Below are 18,280 nucleotides of genomic sequence, written 5' to 3' on the forward strand. Positions count from 1 at the left end.
AAATATTTTCTTATGTCTTTACAATATATTTTTATAGCTGACCCTGTGATTCGGGCCGGTTTATTGCGCTCCTGCAACGGATATGTGGGCAAATCGGCAATTTCCCCCCTTTTGTTGCAGCCGTGAATGTCAGAAACTGGGAGTTCCCTTTTTGCCCGCCTGCCGCCGTCCGTTGCGCCTGTGCAATCGTGTTGCACAGGCGCCGGTCCGGCGCGTATCTTTTCTGCAACGAAAGGGCCGCTTTGGGCCTTCCGGCGGCGGGGAGGGGAACATTTTCCCCCGGACGGGCCCTGCTTTCTCCGGCAGCCGGGGGAATTCCGGCTGATTTTTTTGCTTTTTCAAAATTGGCACGGGAATTGCTCTCTTGTTTTGCAAATTCTTCAGGCGAGGGATTTAATCAAAATTTTATTAAGAAAAGGAGTCATCATTATGAGCAAGACCGTTCTTGTCGACCTGTCTCACCCCTTCGGCCGCGGCAATCCTCTGTGGCCCTCCAACGGCGACTTCCACATTGACCGCGTGCAGCATATGCCCATGCACTATCGTCTGCTGCAGACCTTCAACGACTTCCACATGCACAACTCCACCCACGCCGACTCCCCCTCCCATGTAATTCCCGAGGGCGCCTTCACCCATGAGCTGCCCCTGGAGAACTACTACGGCCCCGCCGTCTGCCTGGACATTCCCAAGAAGCACTGGGAGCTGATCACCGTAGAGGACATCGAGAAGGCCGCCGCCAAGGTTGAGGGCGGCATCCAGGAGGGCGACTGGGTCCTGATCTGCACCGGCATGAACAAGCGCTGGGGCGAGAACGACGACTACTTCATGTACTCCCCCGGTATGTCCATCGAGGGCGCCCACTGGCTGGTGGACCACAAGGTGAAGGGCGTGGGCTTCGACCTGCAGGCTCTGGACCACATCCTGTACACCTATGCCGCCCAGCACGGCCCCGGGCCCTACGTGCCCCGCATCGTGGACGAGTACAAGAAGGAGTTCGGCCACGAGCCTCTGGAGGACTTCCCCGAGTGGGAGCCTGTCCACACCATCCTGCTGAGCAACAACGTCATGGGCATTGAGAACCTGGGCGGCGACATTGAGAAGGTCAAGGGTCAGCGCTTCACCTTCTGCGCCTTCCCCCTGCGCTGGTACATGGGCGACGGCACCATCGTCCGGGCCGTGGCCTTCATCGACGAGGACAAGATCAACAAGGACGTGCCCGACCGCGTTTACAAGTACGGCGTGTATTATGGCCATTCACAAGAGTGATGTGGACAAGCGCAATACCATCCTGTCCGATCGGATTGTGGCCTACTAAGTAGGTATTCGGACCAGATTCCCGAGTATAATTATGTTTTAGACGATGTCCTGGCCAAGGAGCCTGATGGCGTTGATATAATGCTGGAGGCAGGGCCCAAATGAAGATGAAAAACATATCTTTCCAGGGCTGTCTCTATAAACTTCAACTGACTGCAAGCGACATTGCATATGGCCCTTGCCCAGCTCCTGACGAAGAAGTTGAGCAGCGGCTTACCATCACACGCAATGGAATGGTATGGTTTTCGCGTTGGGCCTTCGGTTGCGGAATCAAGCCCTCTCTGATCTGCCGTGAACGGTTCCGCATTGATAGTGATGCTGTAGCGACACTGTTCGGGCAAGTGGAGGCCTTCTTTTCTGGGAGCTTGAACATGGTATTAGTTGTAGACACCGATGTGTGGAATTTGGAATTGACCAACACAGATAGGGCGGTATATCATTATTATGGATCTGTTTGCAGGTCCCTGGTTCCGGAGCTGGACATGATTTCTGACCAACTGAGGTTGTTAGTCGGTCGGAGCGGGCTAATTGCATTCAATGGCAGGCCAGAATAGGCCGAGCAATTCAGATATAAAACCACTTGGCAGCGAATCAGGGTTTGGAAAAGCGGAGAAAACTGAAGTGCTCCTTATGTCAGGAATCTATGTTACCATAGGACTTGACTATGGTGGGATCTGGCTCCGATGCAGCTGCGGATTTATTGCCACATAATGATTCATAGGGGGATTTCCTATGTCCATGCCAATGGAAGTGACGTTTTCTTGCCCCGCATGCAAGGCGACGATAAAGTCCACAGCCTGGCGTAGCATCAATACCGACTATCCGAATGCTGTGGAGTTGATTCTTTCCGGAAAACTCTTTGAAGCTAAATGCCCTAAGTGTGGTTTCGTCGCGCATTTGGCCTATGATCTGTTATTTAATGATATGATTCATGGGTTCTATATCTGGGTGGTCCACCCTGATGAAAAGTATGGCGCTAAGCTTGATAGTGTCCTGAACCAGGAAAACATTCTTGGATTTAGCACCCGAATAGTCAATAGCGTGGATATCAGGTCTACATGAACTGGTCTGCACCTGCTTCTGTGGGCAATATCCTGTTCAACGACAAAAAATTTGTACGACTTCTCTATGAACACCACGAGGACTACTTCACCGACATGAGCAAGGTCACGGACGCCGGGCTCATCGCCAAGAATGGAATCTACGACTTTCTGGAACGGAGCAATCGAACGGCGATTGTCGTGGACTGTGAGAATGCAGATCCCTATAAACTCTATGCTACACTGAACAATCTGGATCAGGCAGCACTTCTGGGAAAGATCGGTAAGATCATCCTCTACGACGATGTTCACACCACAACCGCATGGAGCATCCTGGAGAAGTTCACCCAGATCCCCATCGAGCACAACATGATCGAACGGATCAAGGAGAACAAATCTCTGGTGGATATTCGCCTTACCACCGGAACCTGCCGTGAATTCTTCCAGAATGACACAGACTCCTTCATCCTGGCCTCCAGCGACTCGGACTACTGGGGGCTAATCTCCGCCATGCCGGAAGCCCACTTCCTGGTTCTGGTGGAGTCGGACAAGTGTGGTCCAGATATTAAGCGTGCCATGATAGACGCCGGCATTACATACTGCTACATGGATGACTTCTGCACCGGGAACAGCGACGAGATTCGCATCCAGGCGGTGCTGAACGAAGTCAGAAAGAGCCTGGACGAAGCGGTCCATTTCAATATCCAGGAATTGTTTCAAGAGGCCATCCGTCGCACCAGGGCTGAGCTCACCACCGGTGAACAGGCTCAGTTTTACAATCGATATCTCAAGCCCATGCGGCTGAATGTAGACAAAGATGGCAATGTAGAGGTTCTGCTTGGTCCACTCTGAGGCAATCGCAGATTGGAGGAATGGTGACATGAGCACAGAATATCAGTTCTCAGATCTTAAGCTTACTGAAAAAAGCCGAAAATTTAATGAGGGTGTGCAGCAAATCTTCAAACAGTGCATCCAACAAGTGAAAGACCTCACAGATGACCCTGACCTGGAAAACGCCAAAGAGTTCATCTTATACAACCTCCAATGCCAAAATCCATTTGTCGCCTGGTATCCGGACGAAGAGAATTTGGTCATCGGAACCTGCACTATGAAAGAGTTCCACTGGCGTCGTGATAACGGTTTTTCCGACATAGACTCCGTGCAAGAATTCCAGGAAGAGCACCCTCATCTAACTTTGGTAGATGAATATGATCGACCAGTCACAATCGAAGAACTTGAGCAGTTGATCCAAAGCCGCAATCAGAAGTGAGCGATGTGTTTCCTGGATGAAAATTGCTGATTGGACTGATAGAAGGCAGATCAGACACCTCAGTGTGGGTGTTTGACCTGCCTTCTGCTGTATGAATGGAACCTGAATAGTATGCTACTGGACAACGCTTGCTTCAAACTGAATACACACATGGAATAGAAACGCGGGCTCTGATTTTCTTCATTGTATATTTCGAATCAACACCTCAAACGCCTCCCGCAACTCATAGCGTGCCACTTTTAGTGCATACTCTTGGTTTCGGCTTGCATCTATAGCGGATTCGATTTCACTGGAAATCTCTTGAAACTTTGGCTCTTTTGCCTCGAAATCGGAGATAGCATCACTCAAAGCACAGTAAATTGTGGCCCGATTGACGAGCTCCTCTCCATAACGACTGCGCAGTTCCTCATAGACATCATCGGAGCGCGTTTTTAGATCCTTGCTTATATTGACAGTCTCAACCAGACAGTCAATGAATCCTTGAAAATAGTGCGATTCAAAGAAGCTGTTTATGGCTTGCTGTCTCGCCTCAAGCTCTCTCGTCAACCCTTTATGTGTTGCGACACGAAGCGATTCAACGCTTCGGCTGGATAGTCCCAATGATTCACATACTGCGGTGGTCAATTTCGAACCATCTTTGTAGCTTTCCTCGCCGAGCAGATACCCGTATTCGCAATTAAACAGATCGGCCATTTTCAGCAAAATGTCTTGGGGCGGAAGCAATTTCCCGTTTTCATAATTTGATATTTGCTTTCCCGTAACGCCAAGTATTTTACCAAGTTTATCCTGCGTCCACGTAAGTTTATTTCGTTCCTGGCGGATTGTCTTACCTATTTTTTCGAGATCATACCGCATTTTATCACAACTCCTTACCCACAAAGTAAGTGATTCTGCAATAAATCTATTTACGATTCCTACACAGCAAAGTATAATATAGGCAAAGGCAAGGGTCAAGGAGGTTTTCATATGAGTCTGCCTATTTGTGATTTCCTTTCAGATAAACTTCCCTCCGCATACGAGATCAAAGAAAAGCTTACGGAGGCGGGCACCTGGGTCTGGGAACATAAAAAATGGATTATCATTGCTGCTTGTGCCACTGGAGGTTTAGTTTTAGTAGTAAATAAACGAAGTGATATGAGCAGGATCCTCGGCTCCTTTGTTCAGACATGTCCCGAAGGCGATCGGGTTTTAGAATCGGTGGCGGAAGAGAAGATTCCGCTTGTTCCCAATAGTATTCTGGAGCGCCGGACGGGCGTGATGCTTACCGCCACAAAACTCGGCAGCAAGGCGGGAGTGTCTAACCGTGAAATCAACAGGCGTTTGGTTGATGCTGGCCTGTGCACTCGTCTTCCCTGCGGTGACTATGTACTTACTGAAGAGGGAAAGCAATTAGGCAGTATTGACCTAGTGGTTAGGTCATGGGGAAAAACAGTTCCGCTTGTCCAGTGGGATAAGGTCGTGTTAGATATTAGGTAGACATACGGCATCATGGTAAAACAGTCCATCCGTACAACGGAAGAAAATCGCATGTGCATCCTTGTCTTCAATGATCTCCAGGACGCTAGTAGGTTTATAATTCTGGGTTTTTCTTAAAAGTATGCTCCCACTTTTTACTTTTTTAGCCTCTCTATAAGTCATGCGTGCGCCTCCAACGTCTTAGATCATAGTTTATGCGCGATCCAGACACTTTGCAGTCTCATAGGATCATCGTTTATTTGGATTTCCCAGCGTTTTTCCCTTTTGATATGACATCTAGGCCTTCCAACCAAATACCGTTATGGCTCACATGAGTATTTGATAAAGGCATACCAACGATTTTCGAAAGATTTGGCAACGCATCGTAATCGGAGAGGCTCAAGCATTCACCATCTGAATTGTCCGGATAGAAGTTAATTTTCCAGAAATACTGGTCCTTCACCTCAATGTCGAAATCTTCGCCATGAGTAAAGCAGCAGCGCCGTAACAGGTCTTCCATCTCTTCAAAAGTGTAAAACAAGGCATATATTTTTCTCATGAGCAATCGCCTTATGTCCGAATCACAGTAAAATCTGCGTGGGGTGGCTCAAGGCCAGAATAAATAGCAGGCGCACCAGCGATAGCATATTTATCCTCTTCCATTTTTTCGCACGGATACACATTGATGTCGCGCTTATCGAGCCCAAGTTCTTCAGACATTTCTTCACGGATGGCATCGGCGAGTTTATCATAAACATCGGCTATACTGGTACCATATTCAACAGTTATGATGTCCTTGCAATTCCCCTCTGCATCGGTTGTATAGAGCACGTACTTTTGGCAACTATTAGCCTGGACATGTCCACCGCAGTCCTCGTCGAAAACCATGCTCACATCAGTTGCTTGCTTGTGCGACTGAATTGTGCAGTAGTAGAAGGGATCGATTTTTAGAACATAGCAAATATTAAGACCAATCCGTAATGTTGTACTGTAGAAGCTGCGTTCACCGCTCTCGAATCTTTGGTACTGGCGGATGTTGATTCCAGCCTTATCAGCAACTTGCTGCTGTGTCATACCAAGAGCTTCGCGCTGCTTCTGTAACTCCTCGCCAGGAGCCAGAAGAGTTTCGAGAGGTCCTATCCCGGGCATTTCCTCTGTTTCCACATGAAATAAAAATCCGTATTCTTTCAAATAGTCATTGTATCCCATAAAAAGTTCCTCCTTTACGACCAGCTGGCCGTATTGACGATATTATACGGCCAGCTGGTCGTAATGTCAATCCTATATATGATATAAATAAAACAAGGCCAGAGAATTCAGCGGTGAGATTCTCTGGCCTTGTTGCGGAATCCTTAACTCCAATCATGTACCCCGCTTAACCGATGTTTTTGCGGGCCTTGGTGACTTTTCAATACGCTGTAAATACTTTTCTAAATGAGCCTCCGAGAACTGTACCTTGCCTCCTCGACAGCTTTGATAGTAGCCGATTAGACGCTGCGCCCGAATTTCATCAAGTTTTCGAACGGTGATACCGAGCATTGCGGCAGCCTGACTCCTTGTATATAATTCCAAACCATCTCACCTCCATTTATCTTGGGAAAACCCTCCTATAATAAATGGAGAAAAGCGCAGGGTGATTTCGCCCCCCAAAAGAAGCTACTCTTTGATTTCGAGCTATCTGGCTTAATCCTGGGAGTAGCCTGTTGCTCTTTTATGCTACTTTCTTGGTCCCATATGATGAAATCTAAATCAGATGCGGAGGCTTGGTTTCTCAGCTATTCTTCAATTATCGTTGTCATGCTTCATTTTGGGGCAAGAGTGTATAGTTGAGAAATGTGATGACTGTGTGTCCATTTTGAGCGCATCCAACATTCCTGCTTCTTCTCTCGTGGGATCAATAACAATGATTTCAGGTCTTTGTTCGGAACACCGTGACCAGAATTCCTCCATTGCTTCCGCTTTGCCACAAGATCCCGAGTTCTTCCCAATGGGAAAAGACAGGTGCAAATCTTTTCGGTGATTCATCTGACTATTGCCTCTTTACTCAAAAACTATTGATGCCTACATTTGCCTTTTCCACTATTCAAAAATCTCCGTGATTCCTCATATGTGCATGGAATTTTATCGGCTTAGTACAATGACACAGTGCCCGACGTTTTTTATTATTCGGAGAGAGAGACACCCAACCGCTCAGCAATTTCCTCCGGCTTCATTCCGCTTTTTTGCGCTTCCTTTAAGATCTCCTGAATCTTCTGCTTTTTCGTTTTACGAGGCTTGCGAGGCGGTTTCGGCGAAAGGATTTCCTGCTTTTTCGCCTCTAACCCCTTAATCCGCTCCTGGGCAGCAGCAATTTTTTCGTCAAAAGAGGCAGCCGCCGCATGCTTCTTTGCTTCAAGCTCCTCTATGCTCTGATTGACTGCTCCAATTTTAGCATCGATTTCGGCAATGCGTTCTTCGGGTGTGCGGCGAATACGCTTGGTCCCGTTTTCGGACATTAAAATCACCTTTCCTTTGTAGTCCATCATTCGTAACTTATTAACTTATAACTTAGTATAACACAGGCAATTTGAACCCTCAATAGTCTTTAGCTGCGCTCACACCTTCAAATCAAATATCCAGTAGAAAACCAAAGATGTTGTAAACGGGTACCACACACATCTTTGCGATTGGGATGGTATTTCTGGTGCCGTCCCACTCACCGTTATACGCTGCCATTACCAAACTGGAATGAGTCACCATCTTCTTGCGTTAGGCTATTTAGTTCATACCCAAAAGAATGATTATGCCGCAATTTATGAATGAAGCCGGCCACAAAATAGTCCATTATATGGGACAACCTGTAACCTCAAATGTAACCTCAAACGCACAAATAACCTCAAAGTAACCCCAAATATTGTGTCTAAAGTTCGTCTAAACCACTATATATTGCGTCTCATTTCAAAGGGGAATTCTTCATACCAAAAACCGTAAACAGAACTAATTAAAAGGAAAACCCCGGAAAACCGTAGTTTTCCGGGGTAAAATGCAACATTTTAACGCTTGGAGAACTGGGGCGCACGCCGCGCAGCTTTCAGGCCGTATTTCTTGCGCTCCTTCATGCGCGGATCGCGGGTCAGGTAGCCGGCGGCCTTGAGGGCGGCGCGGTACTCAGGATTGACCTCCAGCAGGGCGCGGGCCACACCGTGGCGGATGGCGCCGGCCTGGCCGGTGACGCCGCCGCCGGTGACGGTGGCGGCGATATCCACCTTGCCCAGCAGCTCGGTGGTGACCAGGGGCTGGCGGACGATGAGCTTCAGGGTCTCCAGGCCGAAGTAATCGTCGATGTCGCGGCCGTTAATGGTGATGGCGCCGGTCCCGTTGGGGAAGAGATGCACCCGGGCCACGGAGGACTTGCGGCGGCCGGTGCCGTACAGATAAGGCTTCTTGCTCTTATACATCAGTTCCTACCTCCTGCTTAGTTGGCGGCCCAGGCTTCGGGCTTCTGGGCGGTGTGGGGATGCTCGGCGCCGCGGTAAATATGCAGGCGGGTCAGAGAATCCTTGGTGACGATGTTACGGGGCATCATGCCGCGGACGGCCACGCGCATGGCCAGCTCGGGCTTCTGCTGCATCAGCAGGCGGTACTTGGTCTCCTTCAGGCCGCCCACCCAGCCGGAGTGGGTGCGGTAATACTTCTGCTCCAGCTTCTTGCCGGTCAGAACGGCCTTCTCGGCGTTGACGATGACGACAAAGTCGCCGCAGTCGGCATGGGGGGTGTACTCAGGCTTATGCTTGCCGCGCAGCAGGGTGGCCGCAGCGGCGGCAGTCTTGCCCAGGGGCTTGCCCGCCGCGTCGAGGATATACCACTTGCGGACGATGTTCCCCTTGTTGGCCATAAAAGTGGACATGGTGAAACCTCCAATTTCGCTTTCTATCTTCAAAAATTGCTTAAACACAATAGTCGCCCCAATCTGGACGATTGGAGCGTTTTGTATTATAATACGGTAGTTCCGGGGTGTCAACCTTCTTTTCGGAATTTTTAATTTAGAAAGATAAAATCTCTTGAAATCGCTGTTTTTCTCATCGATACGCTTGAATGCTCTCTTTCAATTTTTGAATTTTGAGGTGCCTATGAACAAGATCCTGAGCTATGTCCGCCGCTGTGTGGAGGATTACGACATGATCCAGGCCGGGGACCGGGTGGCCGTAGGGGTGTCCGGCGGGAAGGATTCCCTGACGCTGCTGGTGGCGCTGGCCAAACTGCGGGCGTTTTATCCCAAGCCCTTCACGGTGGAGGCCTTCACCCTGGACATGGGCCGTGTGGACGGGGGAGAGGGGATGGACTTCACCGGTGTGGCGCAGCTGTGCCGGACGCTGGACGTGCCCTTCACCCTGCTTCCCTCCGAGATCCATCACATCATTTTTGATCTCCGGAAGGAGAAAAATCCCTGCTCCATGTGCGCCAAAATGCGCCGGGGCGCCCTCCACAACGCGCTGGCCGAGCGGGGCATCCGGAAGATCGCCCTGGGCCACCACTTCGACGATGCGGTGGAGACCTTCTTCCTTTCCCTGATCTATGAGGGACGGCTGTCCTGTTTTCAGCCGGTGACCTATCTGGACCGCACCGGCATCACTCAGATCCGGCCCCTGCTCTACTGCGGGGAGGGAATGCTGCGCAACGCGGCAAAGCGCGGCCGCCTGCCGGTGGTCTTCAACCCCTGCCCGGCGGACGGGAACACCAAGCGGCAGGAGATCAAGGAGCTGATCCGGGCGCTGGACGGGCGCTATCCGGGCCTGAAAAACCGGGTCTTCGGCGCGATGCAGAACCTGCCGCTGCCCGAGTGGGGCCCGGTGGAGCACCGCCGGGTGCCGCTGCCGGAGGACCCTGCGGACGGGGAGGCTTGGCGCGGGGCGGCCCCTTAGCCGGCGCGGCCCGATTTTGTTTTATGCCGCGGCGCGGGACGCCCGCGGAAAAAAGGGAGGCGGTTTTCATGGAATGCAAGCAGGTGTGGGGCGTGTACTGGAGCGCCACCGGCAATACCCGCAGGGTGGTGGAGCGCCTTGCAGCGGGACTGGCGGACGGACTGGGGCAAAGCTGCCGCATGGTGGATCTCACGCCGCAGAACGCCCGCGCGCAGCCGCGGCGGTTCCGCGCAGGAGATCTGGTGGTCGTCGGGCTGCCCACTTATGCGGGCAAGCTGCCCAACAAGATCCTGCCCGATGTGCAGACGAAGCTGCAGGGCGGCGGCGCGCTGGCGGTGGGCGTGGTCACCTTCGGCAACCGCAGCTTTGACAACGCCCTGGCGGAGCTGTGCGTCACGCTGGAGACGGACGGGTTCCACACCGTGGCCGCCGCCGCCTTTGTCGGCCGCCATGCCTTTACCGACCGTCTGGCGGCCGGCCGGCCGGATGGGGACGACCTGCGGCAGGCGGACGCCTTTGCCCGATGTGTGGCGGAGCGGGTGCGCGCCCTGGCGGCGCCCCCCGCCCCGGCGGCCGTGCCCGGGGACGCCGCCGCTGCCTACTACGTGCCCAGGGGGACGGACGGCCAGCCGGCCAAGTTTCTCAAGGCCAAGCCACAGACCGATCCGGGCCGGTGCTGCGGCTGCGGGGTCTGTGCCCGGGTCTGTCCCATGGGGGCCATTAACCCGGCCGACGTCACGCAGGTCACGGGGACCTGCATCAAGTGCCAGGCCTGCGTGCGCCGCTGCACCCGCGGAGCCAAATACTTTGACGACGCGGCCTTTCGGTCCCATGTGGCCATGCTGGAGCAGAATTTTTCCAAACCCGCAGAAAACAGCGTTTTCCTGTAGCGGAAGACGCCCGCGCGGCTGCGGCGGCGCCGCCCCTTGCGGGGAAGGCTGCCAGGCGCTCTGCGGGAGCTTTTTCGACAAGCTGAGCCAAAGCAGGGGGCTGCCGCCCCCTGCTTTGAGTGTTTTATGGGGGTGGCGCCGAAAGGCGGGGCGGGGCCCGGCGTTCCGGCAGGCTTGCGTCTAGGTTCGGCCGGACGTAAGCAGGCCTTTGGAGGGGGCTGCGTCGTCCTCCGGATAGCATTGCTCGGTATGCCGCTGGGCGTCCTGGAGGGTATTGCGCATGGCGATCACGTCTCCGGCTGCCAGCAGCTCCAGCGCATCGGTGATGGCGTTGAACAGGCCGGAATATAAATGTTTGTAATTGACCATACGATTACCGCGTACCTATATATAGGTATATGCCTGTTTAACTATATCCATTAAGCGGAAGATTGCCAATAGCAAAATAGCCATTGTAAGATATATACCAATAAGAGGTGATTGCAATGGCGAAAACAGTCCGCCTGAAGCTGAACCGCTACTTGGATGAACGCAGGATCTCCCGATATGCGCTGGCAAAGATGTCGGGGATTAAGTATCAGACAATTGACCACTATTATAAAAATTGGGTGGTTCGCTATGACAGTGCGACCCTTGGTGAGATCATTACTGCCCTGGATTGCGGCATCGAGGATATCCTTGAGGTCGTAGAGGAAGAGGAGCCCGAAGAACCCGGAGGCCCGCGCCATATGGTGCGGGCCTCCGGGTTCTTATTTCATCAGTGCGCACACCAGCTCGGTGTATCCGGCGGGATCCTCCAGGGGCAGCCCGGCGATGAGCAGGGCCTGGTGATAGAGCAGCTCGGCATACTGCTTGGCCTTGTCCGGGTCGGTCTCCACCGCGTCGCGCAGGGCGGCGAACGCCCCGGAATCCGGGTTGAGCTCCAGCACCCGCTGGGCCTTCATATTTCGGGCGTTTTCCGGATCCACCTTCTGGAAGTACTTCTCCATTTCCAGGGTGATGGGGCCGTCGGCGGTCATGCACACCGCGCCGGATTTGAGCAGTTTGGATACCCGGGCTTCCTTGATCCTGTCCCCGAGGGTCTGCTTCACGAAGTCCAGCACATCCTTGTTCTCCTGGGACTTCTTCTCGATCTCGGCCTTCTCCTCGTCGCTCTCGGGCAGGGCGTCGTCAGAGTCCACCGACTTGAAGCTCTTGCCGCCCATCGCGCCCAGCGCGTCCACCACGAACTGGTCGGGCTCCTCGGTGAGGTAGAGGATCTCGTATCCCTTGTCCCGGATGCGCTCGGCCTGGGGCAGCTTCTCCAGCTTGCGGACGTCCTCGCCGCAGGCGTAGTAGATAAACTCCTGCCCTTCGGCCATCCGCGCCTGATACTCGGCCAGGGAGACCAGCTTGCCCTCCTTGGAGGACCAGAAGAGCAGCAGATCCTGCAAAAGCTCCTTGTGGGCGCCGTAGTCGCTGACCACGCCCACCTTGATCTGTGTGCCGAAGGCCTTCCAGAACGTCTCGTACTTCTCCCGCTCGTCCTTCTGCAGGCGCAGCAGCTCGCCCTTGATCTTCTTTTCCAGGTTGGCGGCGATGACCTTGAGCTGGCGGGTGTGCTGAAGCATCTCCCGGGAGATGTTCAGGGAAAAGTCCTGGGAATCCACCACGCCCTTGACGAAGCGGAAATGCTCCGGCAGCAGGTCGGCGCACTTGTCCATGATGAGCACGCCGGAGGAGTAGAGCTGCAGGCCCTTCTGGTACTCCCGGGAGTGGAAGTCGAAGGGCGCGTGGGCGGGAAGATAGAGCATGGCCTTATACTCCACGGTCCCCTCGGCGGAGACGTGGATCACGCTCAGGGGGTCCTCCCAGTCGCCGTACTTCTCCTTATAAAAGTCGTTGTACTCCTCGGTCTTGACCTCGCTCTTGGGGCGCTGCCACAGGGGCACCATGGAGTTGAGGGTCTCCCACTCCCGCACGGTCTCGTATTCCGGCTTGTAGTCCTCCCCTGCGTCCGCGGGGCGGGGCTTTTCGTGGGAGTGCTCCACCTCCATTTTAATGGGATAGTGGATATAGTCGGAGTACTTCTTGACCAGACGCTCCAGCGTGTACGTCTTCAGATACTGGGAATAGTCCTCCTCGTCGGCGTCGGGCTTGAGCTTCATGACGATCTCGGTGCCCACGTCGGCCTTTTCGCAGCTCGTCAGGGTGTACCCGTCCGCGCCGGAGGACTCCCAGCGCCACGCCTCGCCGCTGCCCCAGGCCCGGGAGGTGACGGTGACGGTGTCGGCCACCATAAAGGCGGAGTAGAAGCCCACGCCGAACTGGCCGATGATGTCGGTGTCGCTCTCGGGGATGCCCTCGGCCTGGGCCATGTCCTTCTTGAACTGGAGGGAGCCGCTTTTGGCGATGGTACCCAGGTTCTGCTCCAATTCCTCCTTCGTCATGCCCACGCCGTTGTCGCGGACGGTGAGGGTGCGCGCGGCCTCGTCGGGGATGAGGGTGATCTGAAGCGCGCTCCGGTCCAGCGCCGTGCCGCCCTCGGACAGGGCCTTGTAGGTCAGCTTGTCGATGGCGTCGCTGGCGTTGGAGATGATCTCACGGAGGAAGATCTCCTTGTGGGTGTAGATGGAGTTGATCATCAGATCCAACAGACGCTTGGACTCCGCCTTGAACTGCTTCTTTGCCATGTGGATGCCTCCTATATGAACTCATTTGTAATAACATAGCGTTAGCACTCCGAAGTTTTGAGTGCTAACGCTATGATAATCCTTCGTGCCCTTATTTTCAAGAGGTATTCATGGAAAGTTTACAAACAGCGGGCGTACGTGCAAAAATTCTTGCACGAGCGCTTGCATAATAGGGGCGGCAGTGGTACAATGCAGCTGTAATATGAAAGAAAACTTGCAAAGAGGTGCCGATCCATGTCCGATAAGCAGCAGCTTTACCGCTCCGAGCACGATTCCGTGGGGGAGCGGGCCGTTCCCAAAGACGTCTATTACGGGGTGCAGTCCCTGCGGGCGGCGGAGAACTTTCCCATCACCGGCCTGGCCATGCATCCGGAGCTCATCAACTCCATCGCGGAGATCAAGAAGGCTTCGGCCATCACCAATTACGAGATCGGCCTTCTGGAGAAGCGGGTGGCCGACGCCATCGTGGCCGCCTGTGAGGAGATCGCCGCGGGCAAGCTCCACGAGGCGTTCATCGTGGACCCGATCCAGGGCGGAGCAGGTACCAGCCTGAATATGAACGCCAACGAGGTCATCGCCAACCGGGCCATCGAATTGCTGGGGGGCGAGAAGGGGGACTACCGCCTAGTCAACCCCAACGACCACGTGAATTACGGCCAGTCCACCAACGACGTGTTCCCCTCCGCGGGCAAGCTGGCGGTGCTCAAGCTGCTGGTGCGGGCCCAGATCCAGCTGGAGCGGCTGTACCAGGCCCTGGTGGAAAAGGCGGAGGAGTTCGACGGCGTCATCAAGATGGGCCGCACCCAGATGCAGGACGCGGTGCCCATCCGCCTGGGTCAGGAATTCCGGGCCTACAGCGAGGCGGTGCGCCGGGATATCGCCCGCTTCGAGCGGGCCAAGGACGAGATGCGCTGCCTGAACATGGGCGGCACCGCCATCGGCACCGGCATCAACGCCGACGAGCAGTATCTGCGCCGCATCGTGCCCAATCTGTCCAAGGTCACCGGGCTGAGCCTGGTGCAGGCCTTCAATCTGATCGATGCCACCCAGAATCTGGATGAATTTGTGGCGGTCTCCGGCGCGGTGAAGACCTGCGCCGTCAACCTGTCCAAGATGTCCAACGACCTGCGGCTCATGTCCTCCGGACCCCGGTGCGGCTTTGGGGAGATCAACCTGCCGCCCCGGCAGAACGGTTCCTCCATCATGCCGGGCAAGGTCAACCCGGTCATCCCGGAGGTGGTCAATCAGGTGGCCTTCAACATCATCGGCAACGACATGACGGTGACCATGGCGGCCGAGGCGGGACAGCTGGAGCTCAACGCCTTTGAGCCCATCATCTTCTATAATCTCATCCAGAGCGTGGAGACCCTTACCTACGCGGTACATACCCTGGTGGATCACTGCATCGTCGGGATCACCGCCAACCGGGAGCGCTGCCGGGATATGGTGGAGCACAGCGTTGGCATCATCACCGCCCTCTGCCCCCATGTGGGCTATGAGAAGGCGGCCGAGATGGCCAAGCGGGCCATCGAGACCGGCGCCCCGGTGCGTCGGCTCATTTTGGAGGAAGGGCTGCTGGACGAGGCGTCCCTGGACAAGATCCTGGACCCCTATTCCATGACTGAACCCGGGATCTCGGCCAAAGAGCTGCTGGCACGGTGAACTTCAGCAGGCTGACGGCGGGCGGCGTATGGCCGCCCGCCGTCAGCGTTCATCCTGTTCCCAGTCGTACTCCCGGAAGACCAGCCGGAAGGAGGGGATGGCGTCGCCCCCCAGGTTGGAGCTTCTGACCGTAAAGCGCCAGGCCCGCTCCGTCAGCTTGGCGGTGACCACCGCGTCTTCCCCGTCCTGCCGGATGCTTACCTCCCGGAGGAAGTGGCTGTCCCGGCCCAGGCCGCCCTCCGGGAAGGCGTAGGGGTAGAGACCGTCGTATGCGCCCGTCCCGGCCCAGTCCAGATCCTCCTGACCGATCCCGCCGCTGGCCAGACTGGTGTTGTAAAGCCGCAGGGTGAACGCGCGGTCAGCCGGGTCGTATTGGGTGTCGAAGCAGGGGATGGTGGTGCAGGCGGGGAAAAAACTCTGGAAGCGCTCCGCACTGTCCCCGTTGGGGATAAATGAGAAGGAAAGCCCGTCGGCGTCGATGCGGGCGTCATAGAGCTGATACCAGCGCCCCCCGGGGGCGAGTCCGCCGTCGGACCAAAAGCCCATGCTCAGCGGCTGCTCCGGGTCCAGCCAGGCGGGCTCGGAAGTCTCCGCAAACTCAATAAAATGGGGGGATACCTGTCCGTTTTCGTCCCCCAGCACCAGGACGGCGCGGGTCTCCGGCAGGCCCTTCCAGGGCGTGCCCGCGTCCAGGCCGGAGGTGCTGTAGCGTACCTGGCCGGGTCCGGTGATCTCGTAAGAGGTAAATTCCGTCATGCCGCACAGCTGCACCCGGCGGCCGGTATTGCCGAACACCCAGCTCAGCAGCGTAAACGTCCCCGCCCCGTCGTTGGGGTCGTACTCCACCAGATAATCCTCCTCGAACGGGGTGATCCTGCGCACCTCATATCCCTCCCAGCCGTAGAGGGTGCGGATGCCCTCCTCCGTGACCGGCAGGACCTTGAAATCGTACCTTGCCGCCGGCTCGGGCGTGGCCGGAGGCGTTTCCGGGGCCTGGGATGGGGCTGGAGCCTGCCGTGTGCAGGCCCCCAGCCAGAGCAGCAACGCCAGGGCGCAAAGCAGCGGAAGCGATCGCGTTCTCATGAAAGACCCTCCTTTTGAGCGTTTGAGACGTCCTGCCCGACGGTACGGCGGCGTTCCGCCGCCCGAGCGGGTACGCCTTGATTCTATCACACGGTCCCGGCGAAGGGGTTAATAGGCGGTTCCAATCCGGTAACAGGAAGTTTCCGCAAACGGGCGCCGGCCGTTGACAAAGCCGGGGCGGGGGGCTATACTAAACTGCCGGATCGTCGATCTGTTTTTGAGAGGAGGCGTGGAGTTGACCACCCAACAGATGAAAAAGAGCGGATATCTGCGTATTTTCGTCTCCTATTACAAACCCCACTGGAAGCTGTTTGCGCTGGACATGGCGTGCGCCCTGTGCATTTGCATGGTGGACCTGGCGTTTCCCATCGTGTCCCGCAGCTCGATGCAGACCCTTTTGCCCCAGAAGCTCTTTTCCGCCTTTTTTGTGGTTATGGCGCTGCTGGCGGGGGCCTATGTGCTCAAGAGCGTCTTTTACTTCATCGTCACCTACTGGGGGCACCTGCTGGGCGTACGCATGGAGGCGGATATCCGGCGGGACCTGTTCCATCATATGCAGGATCTCTCCTTTTCCTTTTACGACAAGAACCGCACCGGCCAGCTCATGAGCCGGGTCACCGGCGACCTGTTTGAGATCACGGAGCTGGCCCACCATGGCCCGGAGGACCTGTTCATCTCCACCGTGACCATTCTGGGCGCGTTCTGCATCATGCTCACCATCCGCTGGCAGCTGGCCCTGGTGGTGTTTGCGGTGATCCCCGTTTTTGTGATCTTTACCGCCGTTTCCCGCAAGCGGATGATGGACGCCTCCACCGAGGTCAAGGCCAAGCTGGCGGGCATCAACGGAGAGGTGGAATCCTCCATCTCCGGCATGCGCACGGCCAAGGCCTTCGCAAACGAGGACGCGGAGAGCGCCAAGTTCAACGCCGCCAACGACCAGTTCCGGGGGGCCAAGCGGGGGTATTACAAGGCCATGGCCCGCTATCAGTCGGGGATGGAATTCTGCATGGGGATCCTGTCCGTGCTGGTCATTGCCTTCGGCGGCTTTCTCATCATGCGGGGGGAGATGGATTTTATCGATCTGACCACCTTTGCGCTGTACGTGACCGCCTTTATCACCCCCATCCGCAAGCTCTCCGCCTTTGTAGAGCAGTTTATGCAGGGCATGGCGGGCTTTCGGCGCTTTGTGGAGCTGATGCGTCTGGAGCCCGATATCCAGGACGCCCCCGACGCCCGGGACCTGACCGGTGTGAAGGGCGACATTCTGGTGGACGACGTGACGTTTCGCTATGAGAGCGCCGGGGAGAGCGTGCTGGAGCATGTGAAGCTGCATGTGCGGCCCGGGGAGACCGTGGCGGTGGTGGGTCCCTCCGGCGGCGGCAAGTCCACCCTGTGCCAGCTCATCCCCCGCTTTTACGACGTGACCGAGGGCCGCATCCTGGTGGACGGGCAGGACGTGCGGGAGCTTAAGCAGCACTCCCTGCGCGCCCAGATTGGCATCGTGCAGCAGGATGTGTTCCTCTTCGCGGGGACCATTTACGACAATATCCGCTACGGCAAGCCCGACGCCACCGAGGCTGAGATCGTGGAGGCCGCCCGGAGTGCGGAGATCTACGATGATATTCTGGAGATGCCCGACGGCTTCCAGACCCAGGTGGGCGAGCGGGGCGTCATGCTCTCCGGCGGACAGAAGCAGCGGGTGAGCATTGCCCGCATTTTCCTGAAGAATCCGCCCATCCTGATCCTGGATGAGGCCACTTCCGCTCTGGACAGCGTGACCGAGGCGCGGATCCAGAGCGCCTTTGACGAGCTGGCCAGGGGCCGCACCACGCTCATCATCGCCCACCGCCTGTCCACCATCCGTTCGGCCAGCCGCATCATCGTCATCGACGGCTGCGGCATCCGGGAGGAGGGCACCCACGAGCAGCTCATGGCGCGGGACGGGGCGTACGCCCAGCTCTATCGGGCCCAGCGGTCCACGGCGGTATAGAGG

At 55.8% G+C, this 18,280-nt stretch carries 20 protein-coding genes and 1 pseudogene; 11 read left to right on the plus strand and 10 right to left on the minus strand.

The features are described from left to right. Positions 1–429 precede the first annotated feature (429 nt). The 5 genes from NE547_RS02090 (at position 430) to NE547_RS02110 (ending at position 3,624) form a co-directional block, all read left to right on the plus strand. Entirely contained in the window at positions 430–1,266 is an 837-nt protein-coding gene (locus NE547_RS02090) for a cyclase family protein (protein WP_256174625.1), read from the plus strand. 149 nt (positions 1,267–1,415) lie between these two features. Beyond that, the gene (locus NE547_RS02095; RefSeq protein ID WP_256174626.1) at positions 1,416–1,868 is read left to right on the plus strand and encodes a hypothetical protein; all 453 of its coding nucleotides are present in this window, start codon (positions 1,416–1,418) and stop codon (positions 1,866–1,868) included. Between the two features lie 178 nt (positions 1,869–2,046). Continuing rightward, a complete protein-coding gene (locus NE547_RS02100) occupies positions 2,047–2,376 on the plus strand; it encodes a CpXC domain-containing protein (protein ID WP_256174627.1) in 330 nt (109 codons plus the stop codon). Further along, positions 2,373–3,206, plus strand: coding sequence for an NYN domain-containing protein (locus NE547_RS02105; protein WP_256174628.1), 834 nt, complete (start codon positions 2,373–2,375; stop codon positions 3,204–3,206). Before NE547_RS02100 ends, NE547_RS02105 begins: the two co-directional genes overlap by 4 nt. Before the next feature lie 28 nt (positions 3,207–3,234). Next, complete coding sequence (locus NE547_RS02110; RefSeq protein WP_256174629.1) at positions 3,235–3,624, plus strand: hypothetical protein; 390 nt, start codon at positions 3,235–3,237, stop codon at positions 3,622–3,624. Between the two features lie 180 nt (positions 3,625–3,804). Here the strand turns inward: NE547_RS02110 and NE547_RS02115 are convergent, their stop codons facing one another. Then, positions 3,805–4,479, minus strand: coding sequence for a helix-turn-helix domain-containing protein (locus NE547_RS02115; protein WP_256174630.1), 675 nt, complete (start codon positions 4,477–4,479; stop codon positions 3,805–3,807). Between the two features lie 111 nt (positions 4,480–4,590). On the opposite strand from NE547_RS02115, the gene NE547_RS02120 reads away from it, so the two are divergent. Further along, complete coding sequence (locus NE547_RS02120; protein ID WP_256174631.1) at positions 4,591–5,100, plus strand: hypothetical protein; 510 nt, start codon at positions 4,591–4,593, stop codon at positions 5,098–5,100. A gap of 235 nt (positions 5,101–5,335) precedes the next feature. On the opposite strand, the gene NE547_RS02125 is transcribed toward NE547_RS02120, so the two are convergent. From NE547_RS02125 to rplM, 6 genes are all read right to left on the minus strand, one after another. Beyond that, positions 5,336–5,638 carry a hypothetical protein gene (locus tag NE547_RS02125; protein WP_256174632.1) on the minus strand — a complete coding sequence of 101 codons (303 nt, stop codon included), beginning with the start codon at positions 5,636–5,638 and terminating at the stop codon, positions 5,336–5,338. Between the two features lie 11 nt (positions 5,639–5,649). Then, positions 5,650–6,288: a helix-turn-helix domain-containing protein gene (locus tag NE547_RS02130; RefSeq protein WP_256174633.1), complete on the minus strand. Its 639-nt coding sequence runs from the start codon at positions 6,286–6,288 to the stop codon at positions 5,650–5,652. Positions 6,289–6,441: 153 nt separating this feature from the next. Further along, positions 6,442–6,651: a helix-turn-helix domain-containing protein gene (locus NE547_RS18520; RefSeq protein ID WP_370866809.1), complete on the minus strand. Its 210-nt coding sequence runs from the start codon at positions 6,649–6,651 to the stop codon at positions 6,442–6,444. 590 nt (positions 6,652–7,241) lie between these two features. Beyond that, complete coding sequence (locus NE547_RS02135) at positions 7,242–7,604, minus strand: hypothetical protein (RefSeq protein WP_256174634.1); 363 nt, start codon at positions 7,602–7,604, stop codon at positions 7,242–7,244. Between the two features lie 507 nt (positions 7,605–8,111). After that, the gene (rpsI, locus tag NE547_RS02140) at positions 8,112–8,516 is read right to left on the minus strand and encodes a 30S ribosomal protein S9 (RefSeq protein ID WP_186906680.1); all 405 of its coding nucleotides are present in this window, start codon (positions 8,514–8,516) and stop codon (positions 8,112–8,114) included. 17 nt (positions 8,517–8,533) lie between these two features. Continuing rightward, positions 8,534–8,965 carry a 50S ribosomal protein L13 gene (gene rplM / locus NE547_RS02145; protein WP_186906681.1) on the minus strand — a complete coding sequence of 144 codons (432 nt, stop codon included), beginning with the start codon at positions 8,963–8,965 and terminating at the stop codon, positions 8,534–8,536. Between the two features lie 223 nt (positions 8,966–9,188). Here rplM and NE547_RS02150 point away from each other — a divergent pair, with 223 nt between their 5' ends. Together NE547_RS02150 and NE547_RS02155 are read left to right on the plus strand one after the other, a co-directional pair. Next, positions 9,189–9,980 (plus strand): ATP-binding protein, encoded by a 792-nt coding sequence (locus NE547_RS02150; RefSeq protein WP_186906682.1) that lies wholly within the window; start codon positions 9,189–9,191, stop codon positions 9,978–9,980. A 68-nt stretch (positions 9,981–10,048) separates the two neighbouring features. Continuing rightward, positions 10,049–10,870, plus strand: a complete 822-nt coding sequence (locus NE547_RS02155) for a 4Fe-4S binding protein (RefSeq protein WP_256174635.1) — start codon at positions 10,049–10,051, stop codon at positions 10,868–10,870. Between the two features lie 180 nt (positions 10,871–11,050). On the opposite strand, the gene NE547_RS02160 is transcribed toward NE547_RS02155, so the two are convergent. Continuing rightward, the gene (locus NE547_RS02160) at positions 11,051–11,239 is read right to left on the minus strand and encodes a hypothetical protein (RefSeq protein ID WP_186906684.1); all 189 of its coding nucleotides are present in this window, start codon (positions 11,237–11,239) and stop codon (positions 11,051–11,053) included. A 116-nt stretch (positions 11,240–11,355) separates the two neighbouring features. On the opposite strand from NE547_RS02160, the pseudogene NE547_RS02165 reads away from it, so the two are divergent. Then, positions 11,356–11,550: pseudogene (locus tag NE547_RS02165) on the plus strand (helix-turn-helix domain-containing protein); the annotation flags it as partial. A 69-nt stretch (positions 11,551–11,619) separates the two neighbouring features. Here the strand turns inward: NE547_RS02165 and htpG are convergent. Further along, positions 11,620–13,542 carry a molecular chaperone HtpG gene (gene htpG / locus NE547_RS02170; protein ID WP_256174636.1) on the minus strand — a complete coding sequence of 641 codons (1,923 nt, stop codon included), beginning with the start codon at positions 13,540–13,542 and terminating at the stop codon, positions 11,620–11,622. 234 nt (positions 13,543–13,776) lie between these two features. Between htpG and NE547_RS02175 the strand changes: the two genes are divergently transcribed. Then, positions 13,777–15,204, plus strand: a complete 1,428-nt coding sequence (locus NE547_RS02175) for an aspartate ammonia-lyase (protein WP_186906687.1) — start codon at positions 13,777–13,779, stop codon at positions 15,202–15,204. 42 nt (positions 15,205–15,246) lie between these two features. On the opposite strand, the gene NE547_RS02180 is transcribed toward NE547_RS02175, so the two are convergent. Further along, on the minus strand, positions 15,247–16,287 hold the full coding sequence (locus NE547_RS02180) for a hypothetical protein (RefSeq protein ID WP_256174637.1): 1,041 nt from the start codon (positions 16,285–16,287) through the stop codon (positions 15,247–15,249). A gap of 250 nt (positions 16,288–16,537) precedes the next feature. Between NE547_RS02180 and NE547_RS02185 the strand changes: the two genes are divergently transcribed. Further along, positions 16,538–18,277, plus strand: a complete 1,740-nt coding sequence (locus NE547_RS02185) for an ABC transporter ATP-binding protein (protein ID WP_256174678.1) — start codon at positions 16,538–16,540, stop codon at positions 18,275–18,277. Positions 18,278–18,280: the final 3 nt, after the last annotated feature.

It is taken from the genome of Flavonifractor sp. DFI.6.63 (genome assembly GCF_024462255.1).
Classification (GTDB): Bacteria; Bacillota; Clostridia; order Oscillospirales; family Oscillospiraceae; genus Lawsonibacter_A; species Lawsonibacter_A hominis.